At 60.2% G+C, this 24,820-nt stretch carries 27 protein-coding genes; 13 read left to right on the top strand and 14 right to left on the bottom strand.

Annotation, left to right across the window (positions count from 1 at the left end):
• Nucleotides 1-61: 61 nt before the first annotated feature.
• Both ACR0DL_RS13080 and rpsU read right to left on the bottom strand, forming a co-directional pair.
• Nucleotides 62-1,159 carry a CAP domain-containing protein gene (locus ACR0DL_RS13080; protein ID WP_480689555.1) on the bottom strand — a complete coding sequence of 366 codons (1,098 nt, stop codon included), beginning with the start codon at nucleotides 1,157-1,159 and terminating at the stop codon, nucleotides 62-64.
• A 295-nt stretch (nucleotides 1,160-1,454) separates the two neighbouring features.
• Nucleotides 1,455-1,661: a 30S ribosomal protein S21 gene (gene rpsU / locus ACR0DL_RS13085; RefSeq protein WP_005614280.1), complete on the bottom strand. Its 207-nt coding sequence runs from the start codon at nucleotides 1,659-1,661 to the stop codon at nucleotides 1,455-1,457.
• Between the two features lie 111 nt (nucleotides 1,662-1,772).
• Here rpsU and ACR0DL_RS13090 point away from each other — a divergent pair, with 111 nt between their 5' ends.
• Both ACR0DL_RS13090 and ACR0DL_RS13095 read left to right on the top strand, forming a co-directional pair.
• On the top strand, nucleotides 1,773-2,465 hold the full coding sequence (locus tag ACR0DL_RS13090) for a COQ9 family protein (protein WP_170350715.1): 693 nt from the start codon (nucleotides 1,773-1,775) through the stop codon (nucleotides 2,463-2,465).
• A 55-nt stretch (nucleotides 2,466-2,520) separates the two neighbouring features.
• On the top strand, nucleotides 2,521-3,507 hold the full coding sequence (locus tag ACR0DL_RS13095; RefSeq protein WP_480689557.1) for an NAD(P)H-quinone oxidoreductase: 987 nt from the start codon (nucleotides 2,521-2,523) through the stop codon (nucleotides 3,505-3,507).
• A gap of 31 nt (nucleotides 3,508-3,538) precedes the next feature.
• Here the strand turns inward: ACR0DL_RS13095 and ACR0DL_RS13100 are convergent, their stop codons facing one another.
• Nucleotides 3,539-4,396 (bottom strand): DUF2189 domain-containing protein, encoded by an 858-nt coding sequence (locus ACR0DL_RS13100; protein WP_170350712.1) that lies wholly within the window; start codon nucleotides 4,394-4,396, stop codon nucleotides 3,539-3,541.
• A gap of 191 nt (nucleotides 4,397-4,587) precedes the next feature.
• Here ACR0DL_RS13100 and ACR0DL_RS13105 point away from each other — a divergent pair, with 191 nt between their 5' ends.
• Nucleotides 4,588-5,571 (top strand): quinone oxidoreductase family protein, encoded by a 984-nt coding sequence (locus ACR0DL_RS13105; protein WP_170412613.1) that lies wholly within the window; start codon nucleotides 4,588-4,590, stop codon nucleotides 5,569-5,571.
• A gap of 106 nt (nucleotides 5,572-5,677) precedes the next feature.
• On the opposite strand, the gene ACR0DL_RS13110 is transcribed toward ACR0DL_RS13105, so the two are convergent.
• The 8 genes from ACR0DL_RS13110 to ACR0DL_RS13145 form a co-directional block, all read right to left on the bottom strand.
• Nucleotides 5,678-6,151 (bottom strand): YHS domain-containing (seleno)protein, encoded by a 474-nt coding sequence (locus ACR0DL_RS13110; protein ID WP_170350710.1) that lies wholly within the window; start codon nucleotides 6,149-6,151, stop codon nucleotides 5,678-5,680.
• Between the two features lie 179 nt (nucleotides 6,152-6,330).
• Complete coding sequence (locus ACR0DL_RS13115; RefSeq protein WP_170350709.1) at nucleotides 6,331-6,600, bottom strand: hypothetical protein; 270 nt, start codon at nucleotides 6,598-6,600, stop codon at nucleotides 6,331-6,333.
• Nucleotides 6,597-7,202: a glycerol-3-phosphate 1-O-acyltransferase PlsY gene (gene plsY / locus ACR0DL_RS13120; RefSeq protein ID WP_170350708.1), complete on the bottom strand. Its 606-nt coding sequence runs from the start codon at nucleotides 7,200-7,202 to the stop codon at nucleotides 6,597-6,599. The genes ACR0DL_RS13115 and plsY overlap by 4 nt, the downstream gene beginning before the upstream one ends.
• Nucleotides 7,202-8,482, bottom strand: coding sequence for a dihydroorotase (gene pyrC, locus ACR0DL_RS13125; protein WP_480689559.1), 1,281 nt, complete (start codon nucleotides 8,480-8,482; stop codon nucleotides 7,202-7,204). Before pyrC ends, plsY begins: the two co-directional genes overlap by 1 nt.
• Entirely contained in the window at nucleotides 8,479-8,865 is a 387-nt protein-coding gene (locus tag ACR0DL_RS13130; RefSeq protein WP_480689560.1) for a hypothetical protein, read from the bottom strand. Before ACR0DL_RS13130 ends, pyrC begins: the two co-directional genes overlap by 4 nt.
• Nucleotides 8,850-9,368 carry a hypothetical protein gene (locus ACR0DL_RS13135; RefSeq protein ID WP_480689562.1) on the bottom strand — a complete coding sequence of 173 codons (519 nt, stop codon included), beginning with the start codon at nucleotides 9,366-9,368 and terminating at the stop codon, nucleotides 8,850-8,852. The genes ACR0DL_RS13130 and ACR0DL_RS13135 overlap by 16 nt, the downstream gene beginning before the upstream one ends.
• Nucleotides 9,365-10,300: an aspartate carbamoyltransferase catalytic subunit gene (locus ACR0DL_RS13140; RefSeq protein WP_170377822.1), complete on the bottom strand. Its 936-nt coding sequence runs from the start codon at nucleotides 10,298-10,300 to the stop codon at nucleotides 9,365-9,367. The genes ACR0DL_RS13135 and ACR0DL_RS13140 overlap by 4 nt, the downstream gene beginning before the upstream one ends.
• A 59-nt stretch (nucleotides 10,301-10,359) precedes the next feature.
• Nucleotides 10,360-10,989: a scavenger receptor class F, member 2 gene (locus tag ACR0DL_RS13145; protein ID WP_254428549.1), complete on the bottom strand. Its 630-nt coding sequence runs from the start codon at nucleotides 10,987-10,989 to the stop codon at nucleotides 10,360-10,362.
• Between the two features lie 85 nt (nucleotides 10,990-11,074).
• Between ACR0DL_RS13145 and ACR0DL_RS13150 the strand changes: the two genes are divergently transcribed.
• The 6 genes from ACR0DL_RS13150 to ACR0DL_RS13175 all read left to right on the top strand — a co-directional run bounded on the left by ACR0DL_RS13150 (nucleotide 11,075) and on the right by ACR0DL_RS13175 (nucleotide 18,572).
• Nucleotides 11,075-11,839 carry a uracil-DNA glycosylase gene (locus ACR0DL_RS13150; protein ID WP_480689743.1) on the top strand — a complete coding sequence of 255 codons (765 nt, stop codon included), beginning with the start codon at nucleotides 11,075-11,077 and terminating at the stop codon, nucleotides 11,837-11,839.
• Nucleotides 11,839-12,438 carry a metallophosphoesterase family protein gene (locus ACR0DL_RS13155; RefSeq protein WP_480689564.1) on the top strand — a complete coding sequence of 200 codons (600 nt, stop codon included), beginning with the start codon at nucleotides 11,839-11,841 and terminating at the stop codon, nucleotides 12,436-12,438. Before ACR0DL_RS13150 ends, ACR0DL_RS13155 begins: the two co-directional genes overlap by 1 nt.
• Complete coding sequence (locus ACR0DL_RS13160; RefSeq protein WP_170350701.1) at nucleotides 12,435-13,055, top strand: LysE family translocator; 621 nt, start codon at nucleotides 12,435-12,437, stop codon at nucleotides 13,053-13,055. The genes ACR0DL_RS13155 and ACR0DL_RS13160 overlap by 4 nt, the downstream gene beginning before the upstream one ends.
• Nucleotides 13,056-13,061: 6 nt before the next feature.
• A complete protein-coding gene (gene moaB, locus ACR0DL_RS13165; protein WP_170350700.1) occupies nucleotides 13,062-13,604 on the top strand; it encodes a molybdenum cofactor biosynthesis protein B in 543 nt (180 codons plus the stop codon).
• 106 nt (nucleotides 13,605-13,710) lie between these two features.
• Nucleotides 13,711-15,165, top strand: a complete 1,455-nt coding sequence (locus ACR0DL_RS13170) for an efflux RND transporter periplasmic adaptor subunit (protein WP_226689303.1) — start codon at nucleotides 13,711-13,713, stop codon at nucleotides 15,163-15,165.
• Nucleotides 15,166-15,170: 5 nt separating this feature from the next.
• Nucleotides 15,171-18,572, top strand: coding sequence for an efflux RND transporter permease subunit (locus tag ACR0DL_RS13175; RefSeq protein WP_480689566.1), 3,402 nt, complete (start codon nucleotides 15,171-15,173; stop codon nucleotides 18,570-18,572).
• Here ACR0DL_RS13175 and ACR0DL_RS13180 read toward each other — a convergent pair.
• Together ACR0DL_RS13180 and ACR0DL_RS13185 are read right to left on the bottom strand one after the other, a co-directional pair.
• Nucleotides 18,542-18,988, bottom strand: coding sequence for an NUDIX hydrolase (locus ACR0DL_RS13180; protein ID WP_480689568.1), 447 nt, complete (start codon nucleotides 18,986-18,988; stop codon nucleotides 18,542-18,544). The genes ACR0DL_RS13175 and ACR0DL_RS13180 overlap by 31 nt on opposite strands.
• A 3-nt stretch (nucleotides 18,989-18,991) precedes the next feature.
• A complete protein-coding gene (locus tag ACR0DL_RS13185; RefSeq protein ID WP_480689570.1) occupies nucleotides 18,992-19,804 on the bottom strand; it encodes a protein-disulfide reductase DsbD domain-containing protein in 813 nt (270 codons plus the stop codon).
• A gap of 146 nt (nucleotides 19,805-19,950) precedes the next feature.
• Here ACR0DL_RS13185 and ACR0DL_RS13190 point away from each other — a divergent pair, with 146 nt between their 5' ends.
• Nucleotides 19,951-20,505: a YqgE/AlgH family protein gene (locus ACR0DL_RS13190; RefSeq protein ID WP_170350691.1), complete on the top strand. Its 555-nt coding sequence runs from the start codon at nucleotides 19,951-19,953 to the stop codon at nucleotides 20,503-20,505.
• Here ACR0DL_RS13190 and ACR0DL_RS13195 read toward each other — a convergent pair whose 3' ends face one another.
• Nucleotides 20,506-21,456 (bottom strand): L-threonylcarbamoyladenylate synthase, encoded by a 951-nt coding sequence (locus tag ACR0DL_RS13195; RefSeq protein ID WP_480689572.1) that lies wholly within the window; start codon nucleotides 21,454-21,456, stop codon nucleotides 20,506-20,508.
• Between the two features lie 138 nt (nucleotides 21,457-21,594).
• On the opposite strand from ACR0DL_RS13195, the gene ACR0DL_RS13200 reads away from it, so the two are divergent.
• From ACR0DL_RS13200 to ACR0DL_RS13210, 3 genes are read left to right on the top strand one after another with little or no spacing between them, the layout of a single operon-like run.
• A complete protein-coding gene (locus ACR0DL_RS13200; protein ID WP_480689574.1) occupies nucleotides 21,595-23,298 on the top strand; it encodes an acyl-CoA dehydrogenase family protein in 1,704 nt (567 codons plus the stop codon).
• Complete coding sequence (locus ACR0DL_RS13205) at nucleotides 23,298-24,344, top strand: MBL fold metallo-hydrolase (RefSeq protein WP_480689576.1); 1,047 nt, start codon at nucleotides 23,298-23,300, stop codon at nucleotides 24,342-24,344. The genes ACR0DL_RS13200 and ACR0DL_RS13205 overlap by 1 nt, the downstream gene beginning before the upstream one ends.
• Nucleotides 24,345-24,348: 4 nt before the next feature.
• Nucleotides 24,349-24,801 (top strand): DUF6173 family protein, encoded by a 453-nt coding sequence (locus ACR0DL_RS13210; protein WP_170350687.1) that lies wholly within the window; start codon nucleotides 24,349-24,351, stop codon nucleotides 24,799-24,801.
• Nucleotides 24,802-24,820: the final 19 nt, after the last annotated feature.

Consider the following 24,820-nt stretch of genomic DNA (forward strand, 5'->3'; position numbering starts at 1 on the left):
CAAGTGCGCTGTGAAAGCGGTGTAAGGCACCGTTTCAGTGCCTCACACGCTGCATCGGACCTTAGACAAAGTCCATCATGCATCCACTGTCGGCCGGTATCAGGATAAAGAAGTCATCCGGTGCGTCCGCCTCCATGACCGGGGCATCGTCATTCGCCGCCGGAGTGTCGTCGCACATATCCAGGGTCAGCATGAAATCGTCCTCGGTGGTGTCCGCATCGGTCACCATCGGGTCGTCATTCATTCTGAAATCGTCGACCAGCGCCAACAGGTCGTTCACGAAATCCTCGATTGCTGCCAGGAATTCTTCCACGTCGAAGCAAACGCCTGCAGTCGTATCGGTGACATCCGGTTCAGGTGTTTCCGGGTCTTCGGTCTCGGTGACGTCAGTGTCCGGTGTTTCCTCAACCGGGTCGTCGGTCTCGGTGACATCGGTGTCAGGCGTTTCTTCGACTGGGTCGTCGGTCTCGGTGACGTCGGTGTCAGGCGTTTCTTCGACTGGGTCGTCGGTCTCGGTGACGTCGGTGTCAGGCGTTTCCTCAACCGGTTCGTCGGTCTCGGTGACATCGGTGTCCGGTGTTTCCTCGCTCGGGTCCTCGGTTTCGGTGACGTCGGTGTCAGGCGTTTCTTCGACCGGGTCTTCGGTGACAGGGTCGTCCGGCATTGCCACGTCGTCCGTGGGCGGCGTTGGTGCCGCACCGTTGTCCAGCACCACTGCAGCGTCGGTAGTGGCAAAGTTCTGGGTCACCATGACGGCATCCCACCCATTGTAGTCGCCTTCTTCAATCCCAATTCCGATAAATTCGTAGTCAGGGTTCAGGATGTTGGCGCGGTGGCCAGGGCTGTTCATCAGGCTCTGGTGCAGTTGCTCGACATCGTCGCTGATGCCTGCGGCACCGCGTTCCGATTGCCAGGCGATGTTTTCACCTGACCGCCAGCTGCCGGTAAAGTCGAACCCGGCATCTTCCATGCGCTCGGTCGCGCTAGAGCCGCCCGATCCGGTGTGGCTGAATATATCGGCGTTCAGCATCCAGGTGCTGTGATCTTCGGCCGATGCGTTCAGGCGGGTTTCCAGTTGCAGCGGGGATAGCCCGCGGGATGTGCGCTCATCATTGATTAACGCCAGCATTTCTTGCTCGAATGTACTTGCAGTCGACATGGTAGCCTCCGTTTTGAATGGTCGTCTGAGTAGACGAGGCCAGTTACAGGGGGCGTCGAACGGACGGACAGAGCGGTTGAGATTTCAGGCGAATTTCAGCAGGGGCGTGCTACCGATACGGGATTCGCTGCGCTGCAAAATGCCGGGCAAAATGTTGCTTGGCCCGATTTAGCAGCTTGTCGCCTAAGGCTGAGGCGGACTCGGCGGAATGCAACCGGTGATAGAAACGACAAACCCCCGGGCGATGCCTCGGGGGTCGTCAAATAGTGTCATCCAAGCTGGACGAGCGAGGTGCTTAGAGCAAACCTTCGCGCTGTGCTTTCTTACGTGCCAGTTTACGGGCACGACGGATCGCTTCAGCCTTCTCGCGCGCTTTTTTCTCGGACGGTTTCTCGAAATGTTGCTTCAGCTTCATTTCACGGAACACGCCTTCGCGCTGCAGCTTTTTCTTCAGGGCACGAAGCGCCTGATCGACGTTATTGTCGCGAACACTAACCTGCATGTGGTTGTCACCACCTTTCTAGATAGAGTTGCAAGGAAATTGCAGGAGTTGGCCGTATAGCAAAGCCGGTCTATCTTGTCTAGTACTGGCCCCGAGAACCGGAGACCCGCCATGACCGTTACCTATGAAGATGCAAAACAACAGCTTTTGGATGCGATGCTGACCCACGTGCCCTTTGACGGTTGGTCTGAAACCAGCTTTCGCGCCGCGATCATTGATTGCGATCTGGATGACGGTTTGGCGCGCGCGATCTGCCCCCGAGGCGCGGTTGATCTGGCGCTGGCTTTTCATGCGCGCGGGGATGCGGTCATGGTAGAGCGTCTGAAATCCACCGACCTGAGCGAGCTGAAATTCCGCGAGCGCGTGGCCGCTGCCGTTCGGTTCCGGCTTGAGGCTGTGCCTGACAAGGAATTGGTGCGCCGTGGCATGACGCTGTTTTCGCTGCCGACCCATGCGGCGGATGGGGCCAAGGCGCTGTGGCAGACCTGCGATCTGATCTGGGACACGCTGGGCGATACCTCGGACGACGTGAACTGGTACACCAAGCGCGCGACCTTGTCTGGGGTCTATTCCTCGACCCTGTTGTTCTGGTTGGGGGATGATTCGCCGGACCACCAGAAAACGTGGGAGTTTCTGGACCGTCGCATCGACAATGTCATGCAATTCGAAAAGCTCAAGGCGCAGGTGAATGGCAATCCGCTGTTCAAACCTTTTCTGGCGGTGCCGAATTGGTTTGCCAGCCAGGTGAAACCGCCCGTGAAAATGCGGGTCGACCTGCCCGGGATGCTGAATCCGCGCAAGTAAGCATCTGGGCCTTCTAGAAATTGCCTGCTAGGCATTGGGCAAAGGAGATTTGCCCATGACCCAGACAATGCGCGCCGTTGAGATCACCAAACCCGGCGGACCGGAGGTTTTGCAACTGACCGACCGTCCCGTACCGGAACCCCAAGCCGGTCAGGTGATCCTCAAAGTGGCATATGCCGGGGTAAACCGCCCGGACGCGTTGCAGCGCGCTGGGGCTTATGATCCCCCGCCGGGTGCCAGCGATCTGCCAGGCCTGGAGGCGTCGGGCGAGGTCGTGGCGATCGGTGCGGGTGTCGATGGCCTGTCGGTTGGTGACAAGGTCTGTGCGTTGTTGCCCGGCGGTGGCTATGCCGAATATGTCGCCACGCCCGCTGCACATTGCCTACCGGTTCCCACAGGTATGGAAATGAAAGAGGCCGCCTGCCTGCCCGAGACCTTCTTTACCGTCTGGTCCAACGTATTCATGCGCGGTGGGTTGAAAGCGGGTGAGCGTTTTCTGGTCCATGGCGGGTCCAGCGGTATTGGCACGACGGCCATCCAACTGGCCAATGCGTTTGGCGCACGGGTCTTTGCAACCGCCGGGTCGGCCGATAAATGCGAGGCTTGCGTCAAACTGGGGGCCGAAAAGGCGATCAATTACCGCGATGAGGATTTCGTGGGTGTCCTGCGCGCCGAAGGTGGGGCGAACCTGATCCTCGACATGGTTGGGGGCGATTATATCCCGCGCAACGTCAAGACACTGGCTGAAGACGGGCGCCTGGTGCAGATCGCCTTTTTGCAGGGCCCGAAGGTCGAACTGAACTTCGCCCTGATGATGGTCAAACGGTTGACCCTGACCGGCAGCACCTTGCGCCCACAAAGTGACCTGGCCAAGGCAAAGATTGCGCAGGATCTGCGCGAGGCGGTCTGGCCATTGCTGGACGCCGGAAGGGTGGCGCCCGTGATGGACAGCGAATTTGCGCTGGCCGATGCCGCCGCTGCGCATGCGCGTATGGAAAGTTCAAATCACATCGGCAAGATCGTTTTGAACGTCGCCGGATAAGCTGACCAGCGCGCGGTTCAGGCCGCGCGCTTTAGGCGACGGCCCGGCGGTACAGGTGCCATGTGGCGTGGCCCAGCACGGGCATCACCACAATCAACCCCAGCAACATCGGGATTGCGCCAATCACCAGCAAGGCGGCGACTATGAAGCCCCATGTCAGGATCACTCCGGGGTTTTGCCGCAGCACCCGGACCGAGGTCACAACCGCCACTGGTAGACCCACTTTGCGGTCCAGCAATAACGGAAAGCTGACCACGCTGATGGCTAGTGCGACCAGAGCAAACAGGAATCCTACCGCGTTGCCAAAGATGATCATTGTCCAGCCCGCACCGGTGGTGAACACCTGCGTGACAAAGGCGCCTAAGGATGTGGGCAGATCAGGGCCCAGCGTGTGGACGTAGATGCTCTGCGCTACCATCAGCCAGACAAGCAACAGCATGACAAGATAGAAACCCAACATCAAAATGGCACCGAAAGATGGCGATCGGAACACACCGAACGCATCCAGCCAATGCACTTCTCCCCCTTGTTCGCGTTTGCGGCTGATCTCGTACAGACCCACTGCGGCTATTGGGCCGATCAGAGCAAACCCCATGATCAGCGGCGCCAGCAGCGGCACCATGTTGCGGTTCAGCCCGAACCCGAACATCAACAATCCTGCGATCGGGTAGATCAGCACGATGAATATGGCATCTGCTCTGGTTTCCAGAAAGTCATTGTACCCAGCCTGTAGACAAGCCCGCAGGTCTTGCATTGTTAAATTTTGCACCACCGGCAGATGCCGCGTATCCGCGCTGCCGATATGGTTGACGCTTTCAGCTATGTGATCACCGGTCGCACCGATATTCTGGGCGGCCCAGCTAATCGGATTTCCAATCGTTTTAGCCATTGATTTCCCCTCCCTTTGCGTATCGCGCAGCAGGGTGGATCCGGCATCGATTGCCTGAGGCCGGACCAGCCGGCAACGCCCAGATAGCAGTATAGCACATTTTTTCACGTTACGGTTGCGTGACGCGGAAATGTGCCGATTGCCCTGATTTTCAGGCGTGTTAGCTTGGTCGCAGGCAACAGGAGGTCAGCATGCAGCAAACGGCAAGAACCGTCGTCATTCACGAACACGGCGGCCCCGAAGTTCTGAGGATCGAAGACCGCCCCGTCGGGGACCCCGGCCCCGGCGAGGTGCGTATCCGCCATCATGCCTGCGGATTGAATTTTATCGACATCTACCAGCGGATCGGGCTGTACCCGATGGATCTGCCGCACGCTCTGGGGATGGAGGCCGCAGGCGTGATCGAAGCTGTTGGCGAAGGTGTGACCCATCTTGAGCCTGGCCAACGTGCAGCTTATGCGGCGGCACCGGCAGGCGCCTATTCTGAAGCCCGGGTGATGCCCGCAGCGCAGGTTTGTCCACTACCTGACGGGATTCCGTATGATGCGGCGGCGGCGATGATGCTAAAGGGATTGACGGTCGAATATTTGTTTCACCGAACGACGCCGTTGAAACGTGGCGATACTGTTTTGTTTCACGCGGCCGCTGGTGGCGTAGGGCTGATCGCGTGCCAATGGGCCAAATCCGAGGGGATTACTCTGATCGGAACCGCCGGGACCGACGAAAAATGTAGCCTTGCCCAATTCAACGGCGCTGCGCATTGCATCAATTACCGCACCGAAAACTTTGTCGAGCGCGTAGCCGAAATCACCGGTGGCAAGGGGGTGGATGTGGTGATGGATTCCATCGGGGCGGATACGTTCACCGGATCGCTGGACTGTCTCAAGCCGTTGGGGATGATGATTTCCTTCGGCAATGCGTCAGGGTCTGTGCCGCTGATAGATATTGGGATGCTGGCGAAGAAGGGCTCGCTCAAGATCACCCGCCCGACTTTGTTTACCCATATTGCCGATCACGCGGTCTGTCAGGCGATGGCCCGACGTCTGTTCGGCAAGGTTGAGGGCGGTGAGGTCAAGATCCATATCGACCAGCGCTTTCCGTTGGATCAGGTGGACGATGCGCATCGTGCGCTTGAGGCACGACAGACCACTGGCAGCACGGTGCTGGAATTGTAAAACTCATCAAGTCCTGGGCAAATGTCACAGGGCCTGTCGCCAGCGGGAACAAACAAAAACGGCGGCGAGTGACCTCGCCGCCGAAAGACTGTCAGATGTCAGCAAATTATTGCTGCAGCTCAGCCGGATCTTTGTCAGCAATGTTTTCCCAGTTCACACCGGCTTTTTCGATAAAGCCCGGAACGTCGCCTTCCCAGCGCTCCTGAATATCTTTCGACAGGTTCAGGTACAGTTTGTTGTCAACGATTTTCCAGTAGTTCGGGTCGCCGTCGAACTTGAAGCCCATCGCGGTGCCGAATGCGCAGTAACCGCCATATGCGGGCAGGTACGCTTCTGGGTTTTCTTCAAAGGCGGCTTTGTTTTCTTCCGAAGCAAAACGGTACAGCGCGTCGTTGTGCAGGGTCGAGATGCGGTAATCGCCTTTGGTCGGCTCGCCTACGGTGAAATATGCAACCGGGTCATAGCCCTGCATTGCCAGACCGGTCGAGCTTGCGTTGATCTCAACACCAGCGGCCAGCGCCGAGCTTGCGATTGCAACGGACAGCGCAACGCCGCCCAGAATGGATTTGAACTTGTTCATGGTTTCACCTTTCGTGAATAGGCTCGCTCTAGAGCACCTGAATTTTGCCCGGGCAAACCGGATTTTGTTTTTGCGACGCCGGTAATTGGCCGTCACAGAACCTCAATTGGGCAGCGCCCTGATCACGTTCAAGACAATCAATTGTGAAGGTCCGGTAACACAAGTTTTGGTGATGCAGATTACGTATCCGGGATCAGAGCGGTGACGAATGAAACGACCTTATCGGCAGGCATTTCACAGGGGCGCAGCAGGGCACCACTTTGTCGCGTCAAATACAAGTTCATGCTGATATAGTCCGGGCCGCCAAGCTGATGGGCCACCAGTTTGAGAGACCTTCCAGCGCCAAAAACCGAACGGCTGACCACATAGCGCCGCCCATTGGCATAACCGGTAAACGTACCCTCGGGCAACGCGAAAAAGGCGTTCAGAAAACCGGTTGGCGCAATCACGATTTGCCGATTTTCGGCTCGGTCCCCGCCTTGATCCGCGCCAGATTGGCGCTGTGGCGCCAGTAGACCAGCAGGGTTAGGATGATGCTCAGCGCAAAGGCTGAACTGTCCGTCAGCACAATCACCCAGACAACCGACATGGCCGCAGCCACCAGCGCGCCCAGTGATGAAATCCGCCAGATCGCTGCAGCCACCAGCCATGTCAGGCAGCAGGCCACACCTACGCGCCAATCCAGCGCCAGCCACAGGCCCAGAAAGGTGGCCACGCCCTTGCCGCCGTTAAAGCCCAGCCAGACAGGAAAGCAGTGGCCCAAAAATGCGGCCAGTGCCGCGATCTGGGCGGCGTCTTCCCCAGCCAGTGCCCGCGCCAACAGAACGGCCACCGCGCCCTTGGCGGCGTCAAAGATCAGCGTCAGCGCCGCGGCTGCCTTGTTGCCGGTGCGCAGCACATTGGTTGCCCCGATATTGCCTGACCCAATATTGCGCAGGTTGCCCAGCCCCATGACCTTGGCGACGATCATGCCAAAGGGAACAGACCCCATCAGATAACCAAGCACAGCCCAGAGGATCAGCTGGGTCATCGAACTGTCAAATGGCGGCATCAGGGTCTCCGGTAAACTTCTTTTCCAGCCACGTAAGTTGCGGTGACCTTACCTTGCATCCGCTGGTCGTCAAACGGTGTGTTTTGCGATTTTGATTTCAGCGAGAACCGGTCCAGCACAAAGGGCACATCCGGGTCAAACAGCACCAGATCGGCGGGCGCGCCCTCGGACAGGCGACCGCTGTCCAGCCCCAGCCGTTTTGCCGGGTTCAGCGCCATGGCCCGGAACAGCGTCGGCAGGTCCAACTGTTCCGAATGATACAGGCGCAGGGCTGCGGGCAGCAGCGTTTCCAGCGCAACAGCGCCCGAGGCGGCTTCTTCAAACGGCAGTCGTTTGCTTTCCTCGTCCTGTGGTGTGTGCATCGAGCTGATGATGTCGATCAAGCCGCTGTGCACGGCCTCGATAACCGCCTGACGGTCATCTTCGGACCGCAGCGGCGGCTTGACCTTGAAGAAGGTGCGATAGTCGGCCACGTCCAGCTCGTTCAGCGTCAGATGGTGGATCGAGGTGCCCGCAGTAATGTCCAGCCCATTGCGCTTGGCGCGCTCCAGTGCGGGCAGGGCGCGGGCGGTGGTGATCTGATCGGCGTGATAGGCAGCGCCGGTCATTTCCAGCAGGGCAATATCGCGGTCCAGCCCCATGCGTTCGGCCATGGACGTGACGGCGGGCAATCCGCGCAAGGTTGCAAACTTGCCACTGGTAGCGGCGGCCCCGGCGCTCAGGACAGGTTCCTGTGGATGCGCGATAACCAGCGCGTCGCAAGACCGCGCATAGGTCAGAGCGCGCGAGAATACCTTGGTGTTGGTGACAACGTGATCGCAATCGGTGAACGCCACCGCGCCCGCATCTTGCAGAAAACCGATCTCGGTCATCTCACGCCCGTCGCGTCCTTTGGTCAGGGCGGCCATGGGCAAGACGTTGACCGGCGTATCCGCCTGCGCGCGGCGGGTGACAAATTCAAGGCTTTCGGGCGTATCGATGGCCGGGCTGGTATCGGGACGGGTAACGATGGTGGTCACACCGCCGGCTGCTGCTGCCAGACCGGCGGATTTATAGCTTTCCTTGTGCCGCTCGCCCGGTTCGCAGACTTTGACGCCGATATCGACGATGCCAGGGGCAAGGCAGTGCCCGCTGCAATCGATGATTGGCGTATCCGTGGACGGTGCGTCGCCGTCACCGCGCGCGGTAATCTGGCCGTTGCCCACCTGCAGCCAGCCAAGGCTGTCCGTGCCGGTTTCCGGGTCGATCAGGCGGGCGTTGGTGAAGGTCAGGTTGCTCATGCCAGTGCCCTTTCGATTGCGGCTTTGGTGGCGGCGGAATCCGCCTGATATTTGATCAGGTGCTTGTCGCCGCCCTTAGTGACGATCTGGACAAAACTGCCCATGGTGTTGACCACCTTGATCTGGTTCAGTGCCACCTTGCGCGGGCCGGGGCCGGTGAGGGTGGTGTCCGTCATCGTCCAGGTGGCGACCAGTTCTTCCGAGGCCATGTACCATGCCCGGATGCCGACGGCGGCCAGACCGGCAGGCGCGCCGGTCCAGGGATAGGGGTTTCCGATCAGCCAAAGCACAATCATCGCACCCGCCATGGCTACGGCGGCCAGCCATGCGTTGGTGCGAATATAAGTGCCTCTGTCGGGCGAGAAGGTCACAGGATCAGCCACAGGATGCCTCCGACGGCCAAAAGGATCACTAGTGCCAGAACGGCAGAACCGATGCGGCGGGGCTGGTCGTTTTGGGATGCGGGTTGAGGGGCCGAGAACGGTTTTGCGCTTTCGGTTTCGATCGGACCGCCGGTCCAATTGGTAGCCTCTTCGGTGAACAGCCCGATCAGGCGCAGCCGTTTGTCCGGGATCAGAGTGGCTGCGCGACCGCCAAAGGCAGCGCTGCGGACCACCATGACCCAACCCGTTATGGCTTCAAGCGCTGTGCGATCCAACTGATCGGCGGACACGCCGCAGCCCTCGTTCAGATAGCCATAGAGCCCCAGGTCCTCGAGGTCTGAGATCGCAAAGACGTCGATCTGTTCAGAGTCCAGCCCCGCGACGCCCAGAATTTGATCGGCGGCACCGGGTTCACGCAGAAATTTGGCTTCTTCCGGGCGCATGTTCAGCGTGAACAGGCGGATCACGCCGCGTTCATGGGGGGCAACGGTCAGATCGCTCATGCCACCTCGCGCAGGTTGCGGGCCAAAAGTTCCATCGCAGCCATGCGGACGGCGACCCCCATTTCAACCTGTTCCTGAATGACCGAGCGGTTGATGTCGTCGGCCAGGGTCCCGTCAATCTCGACCCCACGGTTCATCGGACCGGGATGCATGACGATGGCGTCGGATTTGGCCAGCGCCAGCTTGGCGGCGTCCAGCCCATAGCGGTGGTAATACTCACGCTCGGACGGAATAAAGCCGCCATCCATCCGTTCCTTTTGAAGGCGCAGCATCATGACAACATCAACGTCCCTAAGGCCCTCATTCATGTCGTCATAGATCTCGGCACCAAATTCGGCAAAGTGGTCGGGCACCAAAGTGGGCGGGCCGATCAGACGGATGCGGTTTTCCATCTTGCCCAGCAGGATCAGGTTCGACCGTGCCACGCGGGAATGGGCGACATCGCCGCAAATAGCGATGTTCAGCCGGTGCAGGCGGCCCTTGGCGCGACGGATCGTCAGCGCGTCCAGCAAGGCCTGTGTCGGGTGTTCATGCTTGCCATCGCCCGCATTCAACACCGCACAGTTGACCTTTTGCGCCAGCAGATCGACGGCGCCGGAATGCGGATGCCGCACCACCAGCAGATCGGGATGCATCGCGTTCAGCGTCATGGCGGTGTCGATCAGGGTCTCGCCCTTTTTGATCGAACTGGCCTGCATCGCCATGTTCATCACATCCGCGCCCAGCCGCTTGCCCGCCAGTTCAAAGCTGGCCTGCGTGCGGGTCGAGTTTTCGAAGAACATGTTGATCTGCGTCAGCCCCGACAAAACGTCGGAATGCTTAGTCGATTGCCGGTTCAGGTCGACATATGTCTCGGCCAGATCAAGAATAGCGGTGATATCGGATTGCGACAGATGCTCGATGCCAAGAAGGTGACGATGGGCGAAACGCATGGGCGGGCTCCTGTCTGACAATCGGGCCGCTTATAGGAAGGTCCGCGCGCCTAGGCAACCTAAGGATCGGTTCCTTCGGGCAGTTTCTCGCATCCACCCTCGGGCAGGCATTGTTCGCCGGGTTTACACCATTTGCCATAGCCGCAGTCGATGGCCTTTATCGGCACGCATCCCTGATGTTCGGAACACTTGAACCCAGGGCGGCATTGCGAGCCGGTTTCCTCGCACAAAAACCATCCGGGGCGCGAGCATCCGCCGCCCGGCAGACAGGACGATCCCGCACCGCAAGTCAGGCCATCATCGCACACGGTTGGCAGGCCTTCGATTGCTGTGTTGGGGTCAAAATCGGGCGTGATGCGTTCACATTCGCGGCGCGCATTGCAGATCGAGCCGCCCGGGCAATCCGCGCGCGAAGTACAACTGTTCGCCCCCGCAGGCGCGCATCGCGTGCCCCCCGCAACGCAGCGCTCAAACGGGCCGCAGGTGCGCCCGCCCCCGCAATAGGTGCCACCCAGAGGAATGCAATGGCCATCAAAGCTGCATCTCTGTCCGCCCGAACAGCACCTTGTGCCGCATTGGAACTGGCCGGGGCGGCATTGGCCGTTGCGGTCGAAAAGCTGCGCAAAAGCAGGGCCGCTGAGGGTGGTCAGCAGCAAAGTAATCATAAGGAATCGCAATAGAACCAACATGAATACTCTCATGGTCGGTGCGACCGACCGCCCGATCAAGGCCTATTCGCTTTCCCTCGTTCAAAAGCTGGTTAGATTGAAGGGTATGGAATCGGCTTTGGACTATCATACGGCCCGGGCTCTGCTGGAGTGGCAGATCGAACTGGGTGCAACGGACGCAATCGGCGATGCGCCGGTTGACCGTTTTGCGTTGCCTGACACTGCGCCCAAAGCCAAAAAGCCCGCCGTGGCCCAGACTGCCCCGGGAAAACCCAAGAAGGTAGATCCAGTTGCCGTGGCGAAAGCGGCAGCCCAAGGTGCTGGGTCGCTGGAACAATTGCGTTCGGCGATGGATACGTTTGAGCATTGCGAGCTGAAGCGTGGCGCGCGGCAGTTGGTCTTTGCAGATGGTACGCCGGGCGCACGGGTCATGATCATCGGCGAAGCGCCAGGCCGTGAAGAGGACCGTGAAGGCAAGCCCTTTGTCGGCCGCGCGGGGCAATTACTGGACCGGATGCTGGCGGCGATTGATCTGGATCGCACCCAGAATGCCTATATCACCAACGTCCTGCCCTGGCGCCCGCCGCAGAATCGCGACCCGAAACCCGAAGAGATCGGGATGATGAAACCGTTTCTGGAACGGCACGTGGCGCTGGCCAAGCCCGAGGTTCTGGTGATTATAGGCAATATCAGCTGTCAGGCGGTGCTGGGTAAGCGCGGTATCACCCGGTTGCGCGGGCAATGGGCACAGGCGCTGAACCTGCCGGTCATCCCGATGTTCCACCCCGCTTACCTGCTGCGCCAACCACAGATGAAGCGGCAGGCCTGGGCTGATCTGCTAGAGCTGAAAGCCCGGCTGGAGGGCAAGTGATGCGCATTCTGGCCTTTTCCGATCTGCATATGGCACGCAACCGCGCGGCCGAGGTCGTCGCGGCCAGCGCCGAGGCCGATCTGGTGATCGGGGCTGGGGATTTCTGCAATGCGCGACAGGGGTTGGACCAGGCGATGGCGATGCTGTCCGGCATCACCGCACCGTTCGTGATGGTGCCCGGCAATGCCGAAAGCGCGCAGGAACTGGTCGAGGCCGCGCCGGAAGGTGACCATGTGCTGCACGGCACCGGCATGACATTGGACGGCCTGCGGCTGTTCGGGCTGGGGTATGGCGTGCCGGTTACACCTTTTGGCGACTGGTCCTGTGACCTGACCGAGGCTGAGGCCACTGAATTGCTGGACCGTTGTGACGCGGCGGATATCCTGATCGCGCATTCACCGCCCAAGGGGTACGGCGATGTCACGTCGCTGGGCGATGCGGTGGGGTCCGTGGCCGTGCGCGACGCAGTGGAACGCTTGCAGCCGCAACTTGCGCTGTGTGGACACATCCATGACAGCTGGGGCTATCGCGGCAACCTAGGCCGCACGCAGATCGCCAACCTGGGCCCCACAGTAAACTGGTTCGAGGTCACCTTATGATAGAAATGGTCACGCTGCTGGCGTTTATTCCGGCAGCTTTGGCACTGAATTTCACCCCCGGCGCAGACATGTTGTTTTGCTTTGGGCAAGGTTTGCGGTCAGGTGCCAAACCGGCTTTCGCTGCAAGCGCGGGAATTTCCCTCGGATCGATGGTTCATGTTTTTGTAGCGGGGCTTGGGTTGGGGGCCGCCGTAGCGACGATGCCATGGCTGTTCGATGTAATCCGCTGGATGGGGGTGGCTTATCTGCTGTATTTGGCATGGGGCGCGATCCGGAACGGGGCGGTGTCCGCCGATGCGCCTGCCAAGCCCACAAGCCACGCCTTTCGCGACGGGTTGGTGGTAAACCTGACCAATCCCAAGGTCATCCTGTTCGTTTTGGCCTTTATCCCGCAATTCGTGAATCCCGCCATAGGGCCGATCCTGCCCCAATTCCTGATTTTGGGCGTCATCATCGCGCTGGGCGGGTTTGTGGTAAATGGGCTGGTGGGCGTATTTGCCGGGGGCGCGGGGAAGGTTCTGATCTCAAACCCGCGCGCCTCACGTATTATGGGCTGGGTGACCGGGGGAATTTTCGCTGCCCTCGCCATCCGGCTTGCCATCATGGAAAGGGCCTGACACCACATGTCACGCATCGACGAAAGCATGGAATTCATTCCGGTTCGGATCGCCGTTCTGACCGTCTCGGATACGCGATCGCTAGACGATGACCGCTCGGGTCAGACATTGGTCGACCGGATCGAACGCGCGGGTCATTCGGTGGCCGACCGCAAGATCATCCGCGATGAGCGCGGTGAGATCGCGGCGCAGTTGCGGCTGTGGGCCGGTGACCCGGACATTGACGTGGTGATCTCGACCGGTGGCACCGGTTTGACCGGCCGCGATGTGACGGTTGAGGCGCACCGGGACGTCTATGAAAAGGAAATTGAGGCATTCGGCACTGTTTTCACCCTCATTTCGATGGAAAAGATCGGCACTTCAGCGGTGCAATCCCGCGCCACGGGTGGCGTGGCCGAGGGCACTTATCTGTTTGCACTGCCCGGCAGCCCCGGTGCCTGCAAGGACGCCTGGGACGGTATTTTAGAAAAACAGTTCGATTACCGGCATCGTCCCTGCAATTTCGTGGAAATAATGCCAAGATTGGACGAACATCTCCGACGGAAGTAGACTGGTTGCACGTATAACTGATTGTAACCGCTTTGTGGCTTGGCATTTTTCCGTGCCCGGCTACGTTTTGCATATGGTAGCCTGATGCGACCGGGGTAAGTGATAGATGCGATTTTTGAGGCAAAGCCTTGTTGGTGTCTTTCTGGCGTTTCTAACGCTGGCCTTGGTATTTGTCGCGGTACAGCTGATTGTCAGCGCGGTGCAAGAGGCCCTGAACCGCGACAGTGAGCCACCCGAGGGCCGCGAACGCATTTTTGCCGTCAGCGTGCAACCGGCCGAGTTAGAGACGGTAACCCCCTATCTCGAAGCCTTTGGCGAGGTGCAAAGCCGCCGCCGCCTGGAGCTGCGCGCCGCATTGGGCGGGCGCGTGATCTCGTTGGCTGAGGATTTTGAGGATGGCGGCGTCGTCACCACCGGCGAAGTTCTGGTCGAACTGGACCCGGCTGACGCACAATCGGCCCTGGACCGCGCCAAGTCCGACCTGCTGGACGCTCAGTTCGAGGAACGCGATGCCGAACGCTCACTGCTTTTGGCGCAGGATGAGTTGAACTCGGCCGAGGCGCAGGCGGCCTTGCGTGGACGTGCCATGCAGCGTCAGAAGGATTTGCAAAGCCGCGGGGTGGGCACGCCTGCCGCCGCAGAAGAGGCCGAACTGGCCGAAGCGGCCGCACAGCAGGCGGTTCTGGCGCGTCGTATCGCACTGGCGCAGGCGGAATCGCGCGTCGATCAGGCAACCACGTTGCTGGCCCGTGCCCGTATCGCGCTTGAGGCCGCTGAACGCGATCTGGACGACATGACCGTCCGCGCGCGGTTTGCCGGGACGCTGACGGATGTGACCCTGGTCGAGGGCCGGTTGGTTGCGGCGAATGAAAAACTGGCGGAATTAGTGGATCCCAACGCGCTTGAGGTCGCGTTCCGTGTCTCGACTGCGCAGTTTGTGCGCCTATTGGATGCCCAGGGTAATCTGATCGAGGCGCCGGTGACCGTATCGCTTGAGGTAACAGGAACCGATCTGATCGCCACGGGGCGCATCAGCCGCGACAGCGGATCAGCGGGTGAAGGGCAGACTGGCCGTCTGATCTATGCCCGTCTGGACGACGCGCCCGGTTTCAAGCCCGGCGATTTCGTTACGGTCACAGTACAGGAACAACAGCTGGACAATGTGGTGCGTTTGCCATCATCTGTTCTTGATGCGGCGGGCACGGTGCTGGTGCTGGGCCCCGATGACAGGCTCGAGGCGCTGCCTGTGCAACTGATCCGTCGCCAGGGCGATGAGGTGTTGTTGCGCGGTGATGGTCTGGTCGGGCGCGAGGTTGTTGTTGGCCGGACGCCGCTGTTGGGTGGCGGGGTTCGGGTGCGGCCACTGCGGATCGAGGCCAATGCCGGGGCGGAACCGGACATGGTTGAATTGTCGGATGAACAGCGCGCCCAACTGGTGGCGCGGGTCGAGGCAAGCGATCAGATGCCGAACGACGTCAAGGCTCGTGTTCTGGGACAATTAAGTGAGAGCCGTGTCCCGGCCTCACTGGTGCGCAGCATCGAGACCCGGGCAGGAGGGTAAGCGCCATGATGCGCGACATCCCCGGCGCGGCGGGCGGTATCCTCAGCTACTTCACCCGCCACCGGACGGTGGCCAACCTGCTGTTGCTGGTGATGCTGGTGCTGGGCGCGGCGGCGATCCCGTCGATGCGGGCGCAATTCTTCCCGGACGTCATCCTTGAACGTGTCGTTGTCAACGTCGAATGGGAAGGTGCGGGCCCCGAGGATGTGGACAATGGCATCGTCCAGCTGCTGGAACCCGCTCTGCTGGCGGTCGAAGGGGTTGCCAGCGCGATTTCGACCTCGCGCGAGGGGCGCGCCAACATCCGGCTGGAGTTTGAGCCGAACTGGGACATGTCGCGCGCCGTAGATGAGGTCAGAACCGCCGTCGACAGTGTGACCAACCTGCCTGATGACGCCGAAGAACCCTCGATCCGGCGTGGTGCATGGCGGGATCGTGTGACGGATGTGGTCGTGACCGGCCCCGTTGACCCGGATCAACTGGCCAAGTTCACCGACGAGATGATCAACCGCCTGTTTGCCGCTGGCGTGACCCGCACCACGATTCGCGGCCTTGCCGCGCCGCGCGTGGTGGTCGAAGTGCCAACGGCGCAATTGATCGCCAATGACATCACCCTGTCCGATATTGCGCAGGCCATAGCCGCTGAAGCGATGGCCAGCCCCGCAGGTGATGTCACGGGCGCCAATGCGCGCATCCGTACTGGCACCGAAAAGCGCACCCCCGAAGAGATTGAGGGCATTGCGCTGCGCAATTTTGCCGATGGCTCAAAACTTTTTATCGGGGATGTTGCGGATATTCGGGTGGAAGGCGTCAATCGCAATCGCAGTTACTTTGTTGGCGAAAACCCCGCCATGTCGGTGCGCATCGACCGTTCGAACCTGGGGGATGCGATTCAGATTCAGCGCGCGGTCGAGGATGTGGTGGCCGAACTACAGGCCAGCCTGCCCGAAGGAGTGACGATCGAGTTGATCCGCACACGTGCCCAGGCGATCACCGACCGCCTGGATATTCTGGTGGACAACGGTCTGATGGGGTTGGGCCTTGTGGTGTGCCTGCTGTTTTTGTTCCTGAATGCGCGTATCGCCTTCTGGGTTGCGGCGGGTATCCCGGTGGCAATGTCAGCGGCGATTGCGTTCATGTATATCGGCGGGCTGTCGATCAATATGATTTCGCTGTTCGGGCTGATCATCACACTGGGCATCGTGGTCGATGACGCCATTGTTGTTGGCGAACACGCCGATTTCCGTGCCCGCCGCCTAGGCGAGGCCCCGATTGTGGCCGCCGAACGTGCTGCGCGGCGCATGGCGATGCCGGTATTCGCCGCCACCCTGACCACCGTGATCGCCTTTTTTGGTCTGACCGCCATCGGCGGCCGGTTTGGGGAACTGATCTATGACATCCCGTTCACTGTGATTGCGGTGCTGATCGCCTCGTTGATCGAATGTTTCCTGATTCTGCCCAACCACATGGCCCACGCTATCGCGCATTCGGCGAAAGAACATTGGTATGACTTGCCCAACCGCGTTGTCAATCGCGGGTTTCGCTGGGTGCGCGATCACCTGTTCCGCCCGCTGATCGCCTGGGTGGTTTGGGCCCGCTATGTGGTTGTGGCCGTGATGGTGGTGATCCTGGCCAGCCAGATAGCGCTATTTATCAAAGGTGACGTGAACTGGCGCTTTTTCAACGCGCCCGAACGCGGCTCGGTCACCGGCAACTTTATCATGGCCGAAGGTGCGACCCGCGAAGATACGCTGGCGATGATGCGCGAGATCCAGCGCGCTGCCGAAGAACTGGGACAGATTTACGAAGAACGCCATGGCCGCAATCCTATCGATTATGTGTTGGCCGAGGTAGGCGGAAATGCCGGATGGTTCAACCCGCCCGCCGCAGAAGGCAAGGATCAGGACTTGCTGGGCGGGATTTCAATCGAGCTGATCGACGCCGACCTGCGCCCCTATTCCAGCTTTGAGTTCGTGGGCGAGTTACAGGATTTTGTACCGCGTCATCCCAAGGTCGAGATGCTGACCTTCCGCGGCTGGCGATCCGGGCCCGGCGGTGATTCAATCGAGGTGCAGTTCTATGGCGCCGACGTGAACACGCTCAAAGCAGCTTCCGAAGATCTGCGGGCCGAATTGGCGAAATACCCCGAGGTTTCGGCGCTGCAGGACGACCTGGCCTATGACAAGGAAGACTTCATTCTGGATCTGACACCCATAGGGCAGGCGCTGGGTTTTCGTATGGAAACACTGAGCCGCGTGTTGCGGGATCGTCTGAACGGGATCGAGGCCGCGACTTTCCCCGACGGTCCGCGCAGCGCCGAAATCCGTGTCGAATTGCCTGAAGGTGAACTGACAGCCGATTTTCTGGAACGCACCCTTATGCGCACGCCGGATGGCGTTTATGTGCCGCTGGCCGATATCGTCTCGGTCGAGCGCAAGTCAGGCTTTTCGACGGTGCGGCGCAATAACGGCCTGCGGGTGATTACGGTGGGGGGTGACATCTCCGAGGATGATCCGGCCCGTGCGGCAGAAATTGCCCGGGCGCTGAATGACGAGATCCTGCCCAATATCGCCGCCGAACGGCAGGTCGAATGGCGGTTGACGGGCCTGAGCGAGCAAGAAGATGAATTCCTGACCGAGGCGCGCACTGGCCTTATCCTGTGTCTGACCGGGATCTACCTTGTGCTGGCCTGGGTTTTTGCCAGCTGGACGCGACCTTTGGTGGTGATGGCGATCATTCCGTTTGGATTGGTGGGCGCGATCTGGGGGCACTATATATGGGATGTGCCGCTGAGCATGTTTACCGTGATCGGCCTGCTGGGGATGACTGGGATCATCATCAACGACTCGATCGTTCTGGTCACGACCATTGACGCCTATCAGCGAGAGCGGGGGTTGGTGCCGTCGATTGTCGAAGGCACGGCGGATCGACTCAGACCCGTGATGCTGACGACGCTGACGACGGTTTTGGGGCTGACACCGTTGCTGTATGAAGGTTCGCAACAGGCGCAGTTCCTCAAACCTTCGGTGATCACGCTGGTGTACGGGCTGGGTTTCGGAATGTTCCTGGTGTTGTTACTGGTGCCGGCGCTGCTGGCTATTCTAAACGACCTGTCACGCCCGATGACTGCGTTGCGCCGGGCGATGCGTGCACCGGATCGAGTGGTGCAGGGCACGGTGATGGCCACCGGGCTTGTGTTGCTGCTGTGGTTTGGCATGACGATGATTTGGCCCGCGATGACTGGCGCGCCAGTTGGTTTGTTGTCAGGGCTCTACCCGGGGGATGAGGGCATCGCGGCGCTGCATATGGGGCTGGGAGCGTTCCTTGCCGGTGCGCTACCAATTCTGATGCTAAGCGTCGTGTTGTCCGGCTTGCTCTACGTGCGGCTCAAGAGACGGGCGGCCTGACGCGCCTGCAGCGCGGTTTCCAGCAGATCGACGACTCGATCACTCATGGGCAGGTCACCTTGTCTGATCTGATCTATCGAAAACCAGCGGGCGTCCAGCGCATCGTCCCCTGCGACGGGAGAACCTGAACGATATTCACAAGCGACCCCGACCAGCAGGTAATGCGACTGCACAGCGCCCTGTTCGTCGCGGCGCAGAAGGTCCAGATTGTCAAGATAACACAGCGGTTCCGCGATGACCGAGGTTTCCTCGCGCAACTCCCTTTGCGCGGCTTGCATCACCGTTTCGCCCCATTCCACATGCCCACCGGGAAACCCCCAGAGCCCCGCATCTGGCTGTTTGCTGCGCTGCACCAGCAGCACGCGGGTTTCATGTACAACAACGGCCAGCGCGCCGATCTTAGGAGTATTCCCCATCTCTCAGCCCGCGCTGCATCCCTGAATGTCGACGGCATGATTGGCGCCCAGCACCGTGATCCGTATGTCGGACCGGTCCAGCGCAAATGGTCCGCCCGAGGCGCTGATCACCTCGGATGTGGCCACCAGGGTCCCGCCCTGCCGTGTCGTTTCGGGTTCCGAGGCCCAAAGCGTGGGGTTTCCCGGTTCGATCACCGCAACCTCGCGCCCTCCGGCCGAGGGCATGGTTACGCGAGCTTCGATCCGCATACCGTCTGATGTGGGGGTCAGATGGCAGCTGGCGGCAGTCACCTGAGCCTCTTTCGCAGAATAGGGGCGTTGGGCCAGTGCTGCGGCAATGGCTGGGTTGCGCCCGGCGTCAGCGTCCAGCGTATGGTCGAAATCCAACGTCTCGGGGATGCAGACATCCTTGCAGACGCCCAAATCCATTTCCCCACGCAACCGCACGGGTTTGGCGGGGTCGCTTGGAGTAATTTCAACAGGCAGCACCAGTTGATCGGCATAGCCCAGCGATTGCAGGCCATTTTGTACAAATACGTGGGGCGCAGGCCAGGTGATCGCCACATCACCCACATTTTGCGAGCGGTTCCAATCAAACTGCGGCGGGATACCGGCGTCACCGGGTGCGCGCCAATAGGTTTTCCAGCCGTCCTTCAGCGTCAGCCGCAGCGCCCCCAGATAGGTGCCATTGGCCGTACGCCCACCATCAAGCACATCCAGTTGCACAACGTCGTCCTCAACCTGCGCGTGGGCGGGCGCGGTCAGGGCAAAACAGGCGGTCAGGGCGGCCGCGGTTGATTTAAGATAACGCGTCATACTCCATAGATGCGTGGTCTTGCCGGTGATTCCAAGTCACGTTCCGGTCACTGGGGTGAAATCTGGCAAAATGTGACCTGATCCCTTGCCAACCCCCACGTGCCGGGGCCATTGTTGAAGGAAGACGAAGCAAGAGTTTTAAATCCATGGATCTGACCGGAAAACTGTTGATCGCGATGCCTGGAATGGGTGATCCACGTTTCGATCACTCGGTGGTGTATATCTGCAGCCATGGCGAGGACGGGGCCATGGGCCTGATTGTCAACAAACCGTCGGATTTGCGGATCAAAACCCTGCTCAGCCAGTTGAACATCGCCTGCAGCATCCCTGTCGTGGGCGAACGTCTGGTTCATTTTGGCGGCCCGGTTGAGATGTCGCGCGGATTTGTCCTGCACAGCGCGGATTACGATGCCAACCTGCATTCCATGCAAATCTCGGATGATTTCAGCATGACCGCGACATTGGATGTGCTCGAGGATCTGGCCTCGGGGCGGGGGCCTTTGAACTCGATGCTGGCGCTGGGATATTCCGGTTGGGGTCCCGACCAGCTAGAGGATGAGATTGCCATGAACGGTTGGCTGACCACCGAGGCGACCTCGAAACTGGTGTTCGATGTGCCCGATGATGAAAAGTGGGAGGCTGCGCTGGCGACGCTGGGTGTTGACCCGCTGACCCTGTCGGCCAGCGCCGGGCGCGCCTGATCAGCTGTCGCGCGGCGCGGCGGCGCGGCGCAGGCGGTCATTGATAGCCGCGCCCAACCCATGATCGGGGATCGGTGACACCGCAATCGGGCGGCCTGTGGTGTTCAACCTGTGCAGGGCCGAGAACAGGTTTGCGGCGGCTTCGGTCAAATCACCGCTATCTGACAGGTTCAGATCACACGGAACAGCGCCAAACCCCAGCAAAACCTCGTCACCCTGCGGGCCGGCCGCATTCAGGCGTACGGGTGCGTCGGGGGCGTAGTGCGATTGCAACTGGCCCGGCGCAGTCAGTACATCCGAGGCCTGATGCAGGTGCAGTTGTGTATTCAAAACGGTTTCGATCTGTTCCAGCGCCACACCGCCGGGGCGCAGCAATGCGGGCTCTCCGGCCAGTCCAACAATGGTGGATTCCAGACCAACACCGCAGGGGCCGTCATCCAGTATGGCCGCGATACGCCCATTCAGACCCGCGCGCACGTGATCGGCAGTCGTAGGGCTGATCTGACCCGAGGGGTTGGCCGATGGCGCTGCCACCGGCCCATCAAAGGCTGACAGCAACGCCCGGGCCGTACCATGTGCTGGGACCCGAACCGCCAGCGTCTCTAGCCCGGCTGTGACCAGCGGTGAAATCCCGTGCCCCTCGCGCAGAGGAAGAACCATTGTCAGGGGGCCGGGCCAGAACGCGGCAGCCAGCGTCTCGGCCCGCTCGGACCATTCGACATATCGCTGCGCTGCCTCGGCAGAGGCCACATGCGCAATCAAAGGGTTAAAGCTGGGTCGTCCCTTGGCGGCATAAATGCTGGCCACGGCTTCGGTATTGCGGGCATCGCCGCCCAACCCATAGACAGTTTCAGTGGCGAAGGCGACCAGCAGGCCCTGCCGCAGCAAGTCAGCTGCCTGTGCGATTCCGCCCGGATCGGCGGCTAAATCCAAAGTGCCGTTAGGGTTCATTTCATGTGACGCCGCGTTTTGATTGCTTGCAGAACAAGGCCAGTTACGTTTCCGACCAATCAAGGATGCATAAAGGTGGGCATTGCAATTTCCAACCCCACCCGCCAAAAACCGACCCAAACAGACCCGGGGGAAGACATGCCATACCGCGCGCCCATTTCCGACTATGAATTGTTGTTCCGCCACGTCGTCGGATTCGATCAAATCGCGGCGACCGAGAAGTTTTCGGAAGCCAGCGAAGATGTGGTCGGTGCGATCCTGTCTGAGGCCGGCAAGATGTGCGAAGAGGTAATGGCCCCGCTGCAACGCCCCGGTGATCTGGAGCCATCGCGGTTGGAAAATGGCGTGTTGCGTACATCGCCCGGTTACGTAGATGGGTGGAAAGCGATTGCCGAAGGCGGTTGGATCGGGATGAGCGGCGATCCAGAATTCGGTGGTATGGGCCTGCCGATGGCCCTGACCACCGCTGTAAATGAGATGATGTCGGCCGCGTGCTTGTCGCTGCAACTGGCACCGTTGATGACGCAAGGCCAGATCGAAGCGCTGGAACATCACGCCAGTGACGAGCTGAAATCTCTGTACTTGCCCAAGATGATGACGGGCGAATGGTCGGGCACCATGAACCTGACCGAAGCGCAGGCCGGATCGGATGTGGGGGCTTTGTCTTCCAAGGCAGTGCCCAACGGCGACGGGACCTATTCGGTTTCGGGTCAGAAGATCTTTATCTCTTGGGGTGACAACGACTTTACCGAGAATGTATGCCATCTGGTGCTGGCGCGCCTGCCGGATGGTGTGCCTGGAACCAAGGGGATTTCTCTGTTTTTGGTGCCCAAGTACCTGCCCGATGAAAACGGCAATCCCGGTGTGGCCAACGATCTGAAAGTGGTGTCGCTGGAACATAAGATGGGCCTGCATGGATCACCAACCTGTGTCATGCAATATGACGGGGCCAAGGGCTGGCTTGTGGGTAAGGAACATGGTGGCATGGCTGCGATGTTCACCATGATGAACAATGCCCGCCTGGGTGTTGGTGGTCAGGGTGTTGGGGCTGCCGAGGGTGCCTACCAGCACGCGCTGGCCTATGCGCTGGACCGCAAGCAGGGCAAGACGCCCTCGGGCACCATCATCGACCATGCGGACGTGCGCCGGATGCTGATGAGCATGCGCGCCGATACCTTTGCCGCGCGCGCCATCATGCTGGCCAATGCGGCTGCTATTGATATGGCCACGGCCACCGGTGACGCCGAATGGTCCGCACGCGCCGCGCTGCTGACCCCGATCTGCAAGGCCTTCGGAACTGAAACAGGCATGCGCGTCTCGGAAACCGGTGTGCAGGTTCACGGCGGTATGGGGTTCATCGAGGAAACGGGTGCAGCCCAATATTACCGCGACGTCCGCGTCACCGCGATTTATGAGGGCACCAACGGCATTCAGGCCATGGACCTTGTGGCGCGCAAGATGATGGATGGGGGCGAAGCAGCCTCGCGCCTGTTGGACGAGATCGAGGATCACGCCGAACAGGCCCGCGCCAGCCTGCCGGGTCTGGCGGGTCCCGTATGGGAGGCGACCGAAAGCCTGCGCGAAGCCACCGAGTGGATTGTGGCGCAATCGGACATGAACGCTCGGTTTGCCGGTGCTGTGCCTTATCTGCACGCCTTCGCCCGCGTTTTGGGCGCGCATTACCACCTGAAGGCGGCGCTGGCTGACCCCGAAGGTCCGCGCCTGAAACTGGCGCGGTACTACATCAACGCATTGCTGCCGGAATATGCCGGTCTGCTGACGCAGGCGCAGAACGGGGCCGAGGACATCTATGCGCTCACCACTGAGGAGTTGGCGGTGTAATGGACGGGGATACACCTTTGGCAATCCGCTATCCTTGGCCTGAGCCTCCGGCGCAGGGCGAGGCGATCGAGGTTGCTGAAGGGGTGCTGTGGATGCGCCTGCCGCTGCCCATGGCGCTGGATCACGTCAACATCTATGCGCTGGACGATGGCGATGGATGGACAGTGATCGACACGGGCATGTCTTCGAACAAGACCCGTCGCATCTGGGAAACCCTAATGGGGGGTCCGCTGGGCGGCAAGCCGATCAACCGGGTGGTAGTGACCCATCACCATCCCGACCACGTGGGCAATGCAGGCTGGTTTCAATCGGAACACGGCGTGGAACTAGTGGCCTCGCGTACCGCATGGCTTTTCTCGCGCATGCTGCAGCTGGATGTGCAGGAAAGCTGGCCGCAGGAAACGCTGGATTATTACCGCAGCGCGGGCATGGACGCGGGTGTTCTGGCCAAACGGATGACCGAGCGTCCGTTCAACTATTGCGACACGGTCTATCCAATGCCTCTGGGCTTTACCCGGATCAAGCAGGGCAGCGTCATCCGCATGGGTGGCCGTGACTGGGACGTTCATATGGGCAACGGGCACGCCCCAGAACACGCCACGTTCTGGAGCCGCGATGACAATCTGGTGATCACCGGGGATCAGATCCTCAGCTCGATCAGCCCCAATCTGGGCGTCTATGTCACCGAACCTTTGGCTGATCCCGTGGCCGAGTGGCTGGAGGCATGTGAGCGTCTGCAAGGCTTGGCGCGGCCTGATCATCTGGCGCTGGGTGGGCACAAGCTGCCTTTTACCGGCTTGCCCCTGCGCATGAAGCAATTGATCGACAACCACCACGGCGCGCTGGACCGGTTGCAGGACTATCTGGACCAACCCAAAACCGCGGCCGATTGTTTCATGCCTCTATTCAAGCGCCAGATCAAAGAAGGCGAGTATGGGCTGGCTTTGGTCGAAGCGGTTGCACATCTGAACCATCTTTACCACATTGGAACTGTCAACCGGACGCGCCGCGCGGACAGGGCGTGGGAGTTTCAGCGCAAAGGGTAAAGCCATGCAGGACCAGATCGAAACATCGGCCGAGGCAGCAGAAGCGGCAGCTTTGCCCCGTTGCTATGAGGTCCACGCCAACCCGGACGCGAAATCCGGTGCCAAGGATCTGCCCGGACAGCTGCAAAAACCGGTCGAGACCAAAAGCCCGGCGCAATGGGCGTATGAGCGGCTGATCCTGTATATCCAGAATTTCGAACAAACGCTGACCGGCGATCAAGAGGTCGCCATGGGCTTTACCGGTGGCGATGCGGGTGTGATGCGGATCGAAGGCATGGGCTATTTCGATCCCGATATCATCACTTTTTATGGCTCGGACGCAACCGGTGCGCGAACCCAGCTGGTGCAGCATGTCAGCCAACTGAATGTGATGCTGCGGGCCCTGCCCAAGTCGGTCGAGGACAAGCCCGCCAATCGCATTGGATTCCGGTTGGCCAAGGATCTGGAAGAAAGCTGATCACCTGACTTGCAATTCA

This window comes from Ruegeria sp. BB5 (assembly GCF_056539405.1).

Bases quoted from the DNA above. Each gene is read 5' to 3' on its own strand.
- ACR0DL_RS13080 (WP_480689555.1), bottom strand. From the start codon at position 1,159: ATGTCGACTGCAAGTACATTCGAGCAAGAAATGCTGGCGTTAATCAAT.
- rpsU (WP_005614280.1), bottom strand. From the start codon at position 1,661: ATGCAGGTTAGTGTTCGCGACAATAACGTCGATCAGGCGCTTCGTGCC.
- ACR0DL_RS13090 (WP_170350715.1), top strand. From the start codon at position 1,773: ATGACCGTTACCTATGAAGATGCAAAACAACAGCTTTTGGATGCGATG.
- ACR0DL_RS13095 (WP_480689557.1), top strand. From the start codon at position 2,521: ATGACCCAGACAATGCGCGCCGTTGAGATCACCAAACCCGGCGGACCG.
- ACR0DL_RS13100 (WP_170350712.1), bottom strand. From the start codon at position 4,396: ATGGCTAAAACGATTGGAAATCCGATTAGCTGGGCCGCCCAGAATATC.
- ACR0DL_RS13105 (WP_170412613.1), top strand. From the start codon at position 4,588: ATGCAGCAAACGGCAAGAACCGTCGTCATTCACGAACACGGCGGCCCC.
- ACR0DL_RS13110 (WP_170350710.1), bottom strand. From the start codon at position 6,151: ATGAACAAGTTCAAATCCATTCTGGGCGGCGTTGCGCTGTCCGTTGCA.
- plsY (WP_170350708.1), bottom strand. From the start codon at position 7,202: ATGCCGCCATTTGACAGTTCGATGACCCAGCTGATCCTCTGGGCTGTG.
- pyrC (WP_480689559.1), bottom strand. From the start codon at position 8,482: ATGAGCAACCTGACCTTCACCAACGCCCGCCTGATCGACCCGGAAACC.
- ACR0DL_RS13135 (WP_480689562.1), bottom strand. From the start codon at position 9,368: ATGAGCGATCTGACCGTTGCCCCCCATGAACGCGGCGTGATCCGCCTG.
- ACR0DL_RS13140 (WP_170377822.1), bottom strand. From the start codon at position 10,300: ATGCGTTTCGCCCATCGTCACCTTCTTGGCATCGAGCATCTGTCGCAA.
- ACR0DL_RS13145 (WP_254428549.1), bottom strand. From the start codon at position 10,989: ATGTTGGTTCTATTGCGATTCCTTATGATTACTTTGCTGCTGACCACC.
- ACR0DL_RS13150 (WP_480689743.1), top strand. From the start codon at position 11,075: ATGGAATCGGCTTTGGACTATCATACGGCCCGGGCTCTGCTGGAGTGG.
- ACR0DL_RS13155 (WP_480689564.1), top strand. From the start codon at position 11,839: ATGCGCATTCTGGCCTTTTCCGATCTGCATATGGCACGCAACCGCGCG.
- ACR0DL_RS13160 (WP_170350701.1), top strand. From the start codon at position 12,435: ATGATAGAAATGGTCACGCTGCTGGCGTTTATTCCGGCAGCTTTGGCA.
- moaB (WP_170350700.1), top strand. From the start codon at position 13,062: ATGTCACGCATCGACGAAAGCATGGAATTCATTCCGGTTCGGATCGCC.
- ACR0DL_RS13170 (WP_226689303.1), top strand. From the start codon at position 13,711: ATGCGATTTTTGAGGCAAAGCCTTGTTGGTGTCTTTCTGGCGTTTCTA.
- ACR0DL_RS13175 (WP_480689566.1), top strand. From the start codon at position 15,171: ATGATGCGCGACATCCCCGGCGCGGCGGGCGGTATCCTCAGCTACTTC.
- ACR0DL_RS13180 (WP_480689568.1), bottom strand. From the start codon at position 18,988: ATGGGGAATACTCCTAAGATCGGCGCGCTGGCCGTTGTTGTACATGAA.
- ACR0DL_RS13185 (WP_480689570.1), bottom strand. From the start codon at position 19,804: ATGACGCGTTATCTTAAATCAACCGCGGCCGCCCTGACCGCCTGTTTT.
- ACR0DL_RS13190 (WP_170350691.1), top strand. From the start codon at position 19,951: ATGGATCTGACCGGAAAACTGTTGATCGCGATGCCTGGAATGGGTGAT.
- ACR0DL_RS13195 (WP_480689572.1), bottom strand. From the start codon at position 21,456: ATGAACCCTAACGGCACTTTGGATTTAGCCGCCGATCCGGGCGGAATC.
- ACR0DL_RS13200 (WP_480689574.1), top strand. From the start codon at position 21,595: ATGCCATACCGCGCGCCCATTTCCGACTATGAATTGTTGTTCCGCCAC.
- ACR0DL_RS13205 (WP_480689576.1), top strand. From the start codon at position 23,298: ATGGACGGGGATACACCTTTGGCAATCCGCTATCCTTGGCCTGAGCCT.
- ACR0DL_RS13210 (WP_170350687.1), top strand. From the start codon at position 24,349: ATGCAGGACCAGATCGAAACATCGGCCGAGGCAGCAGAAGCGGCAGCT.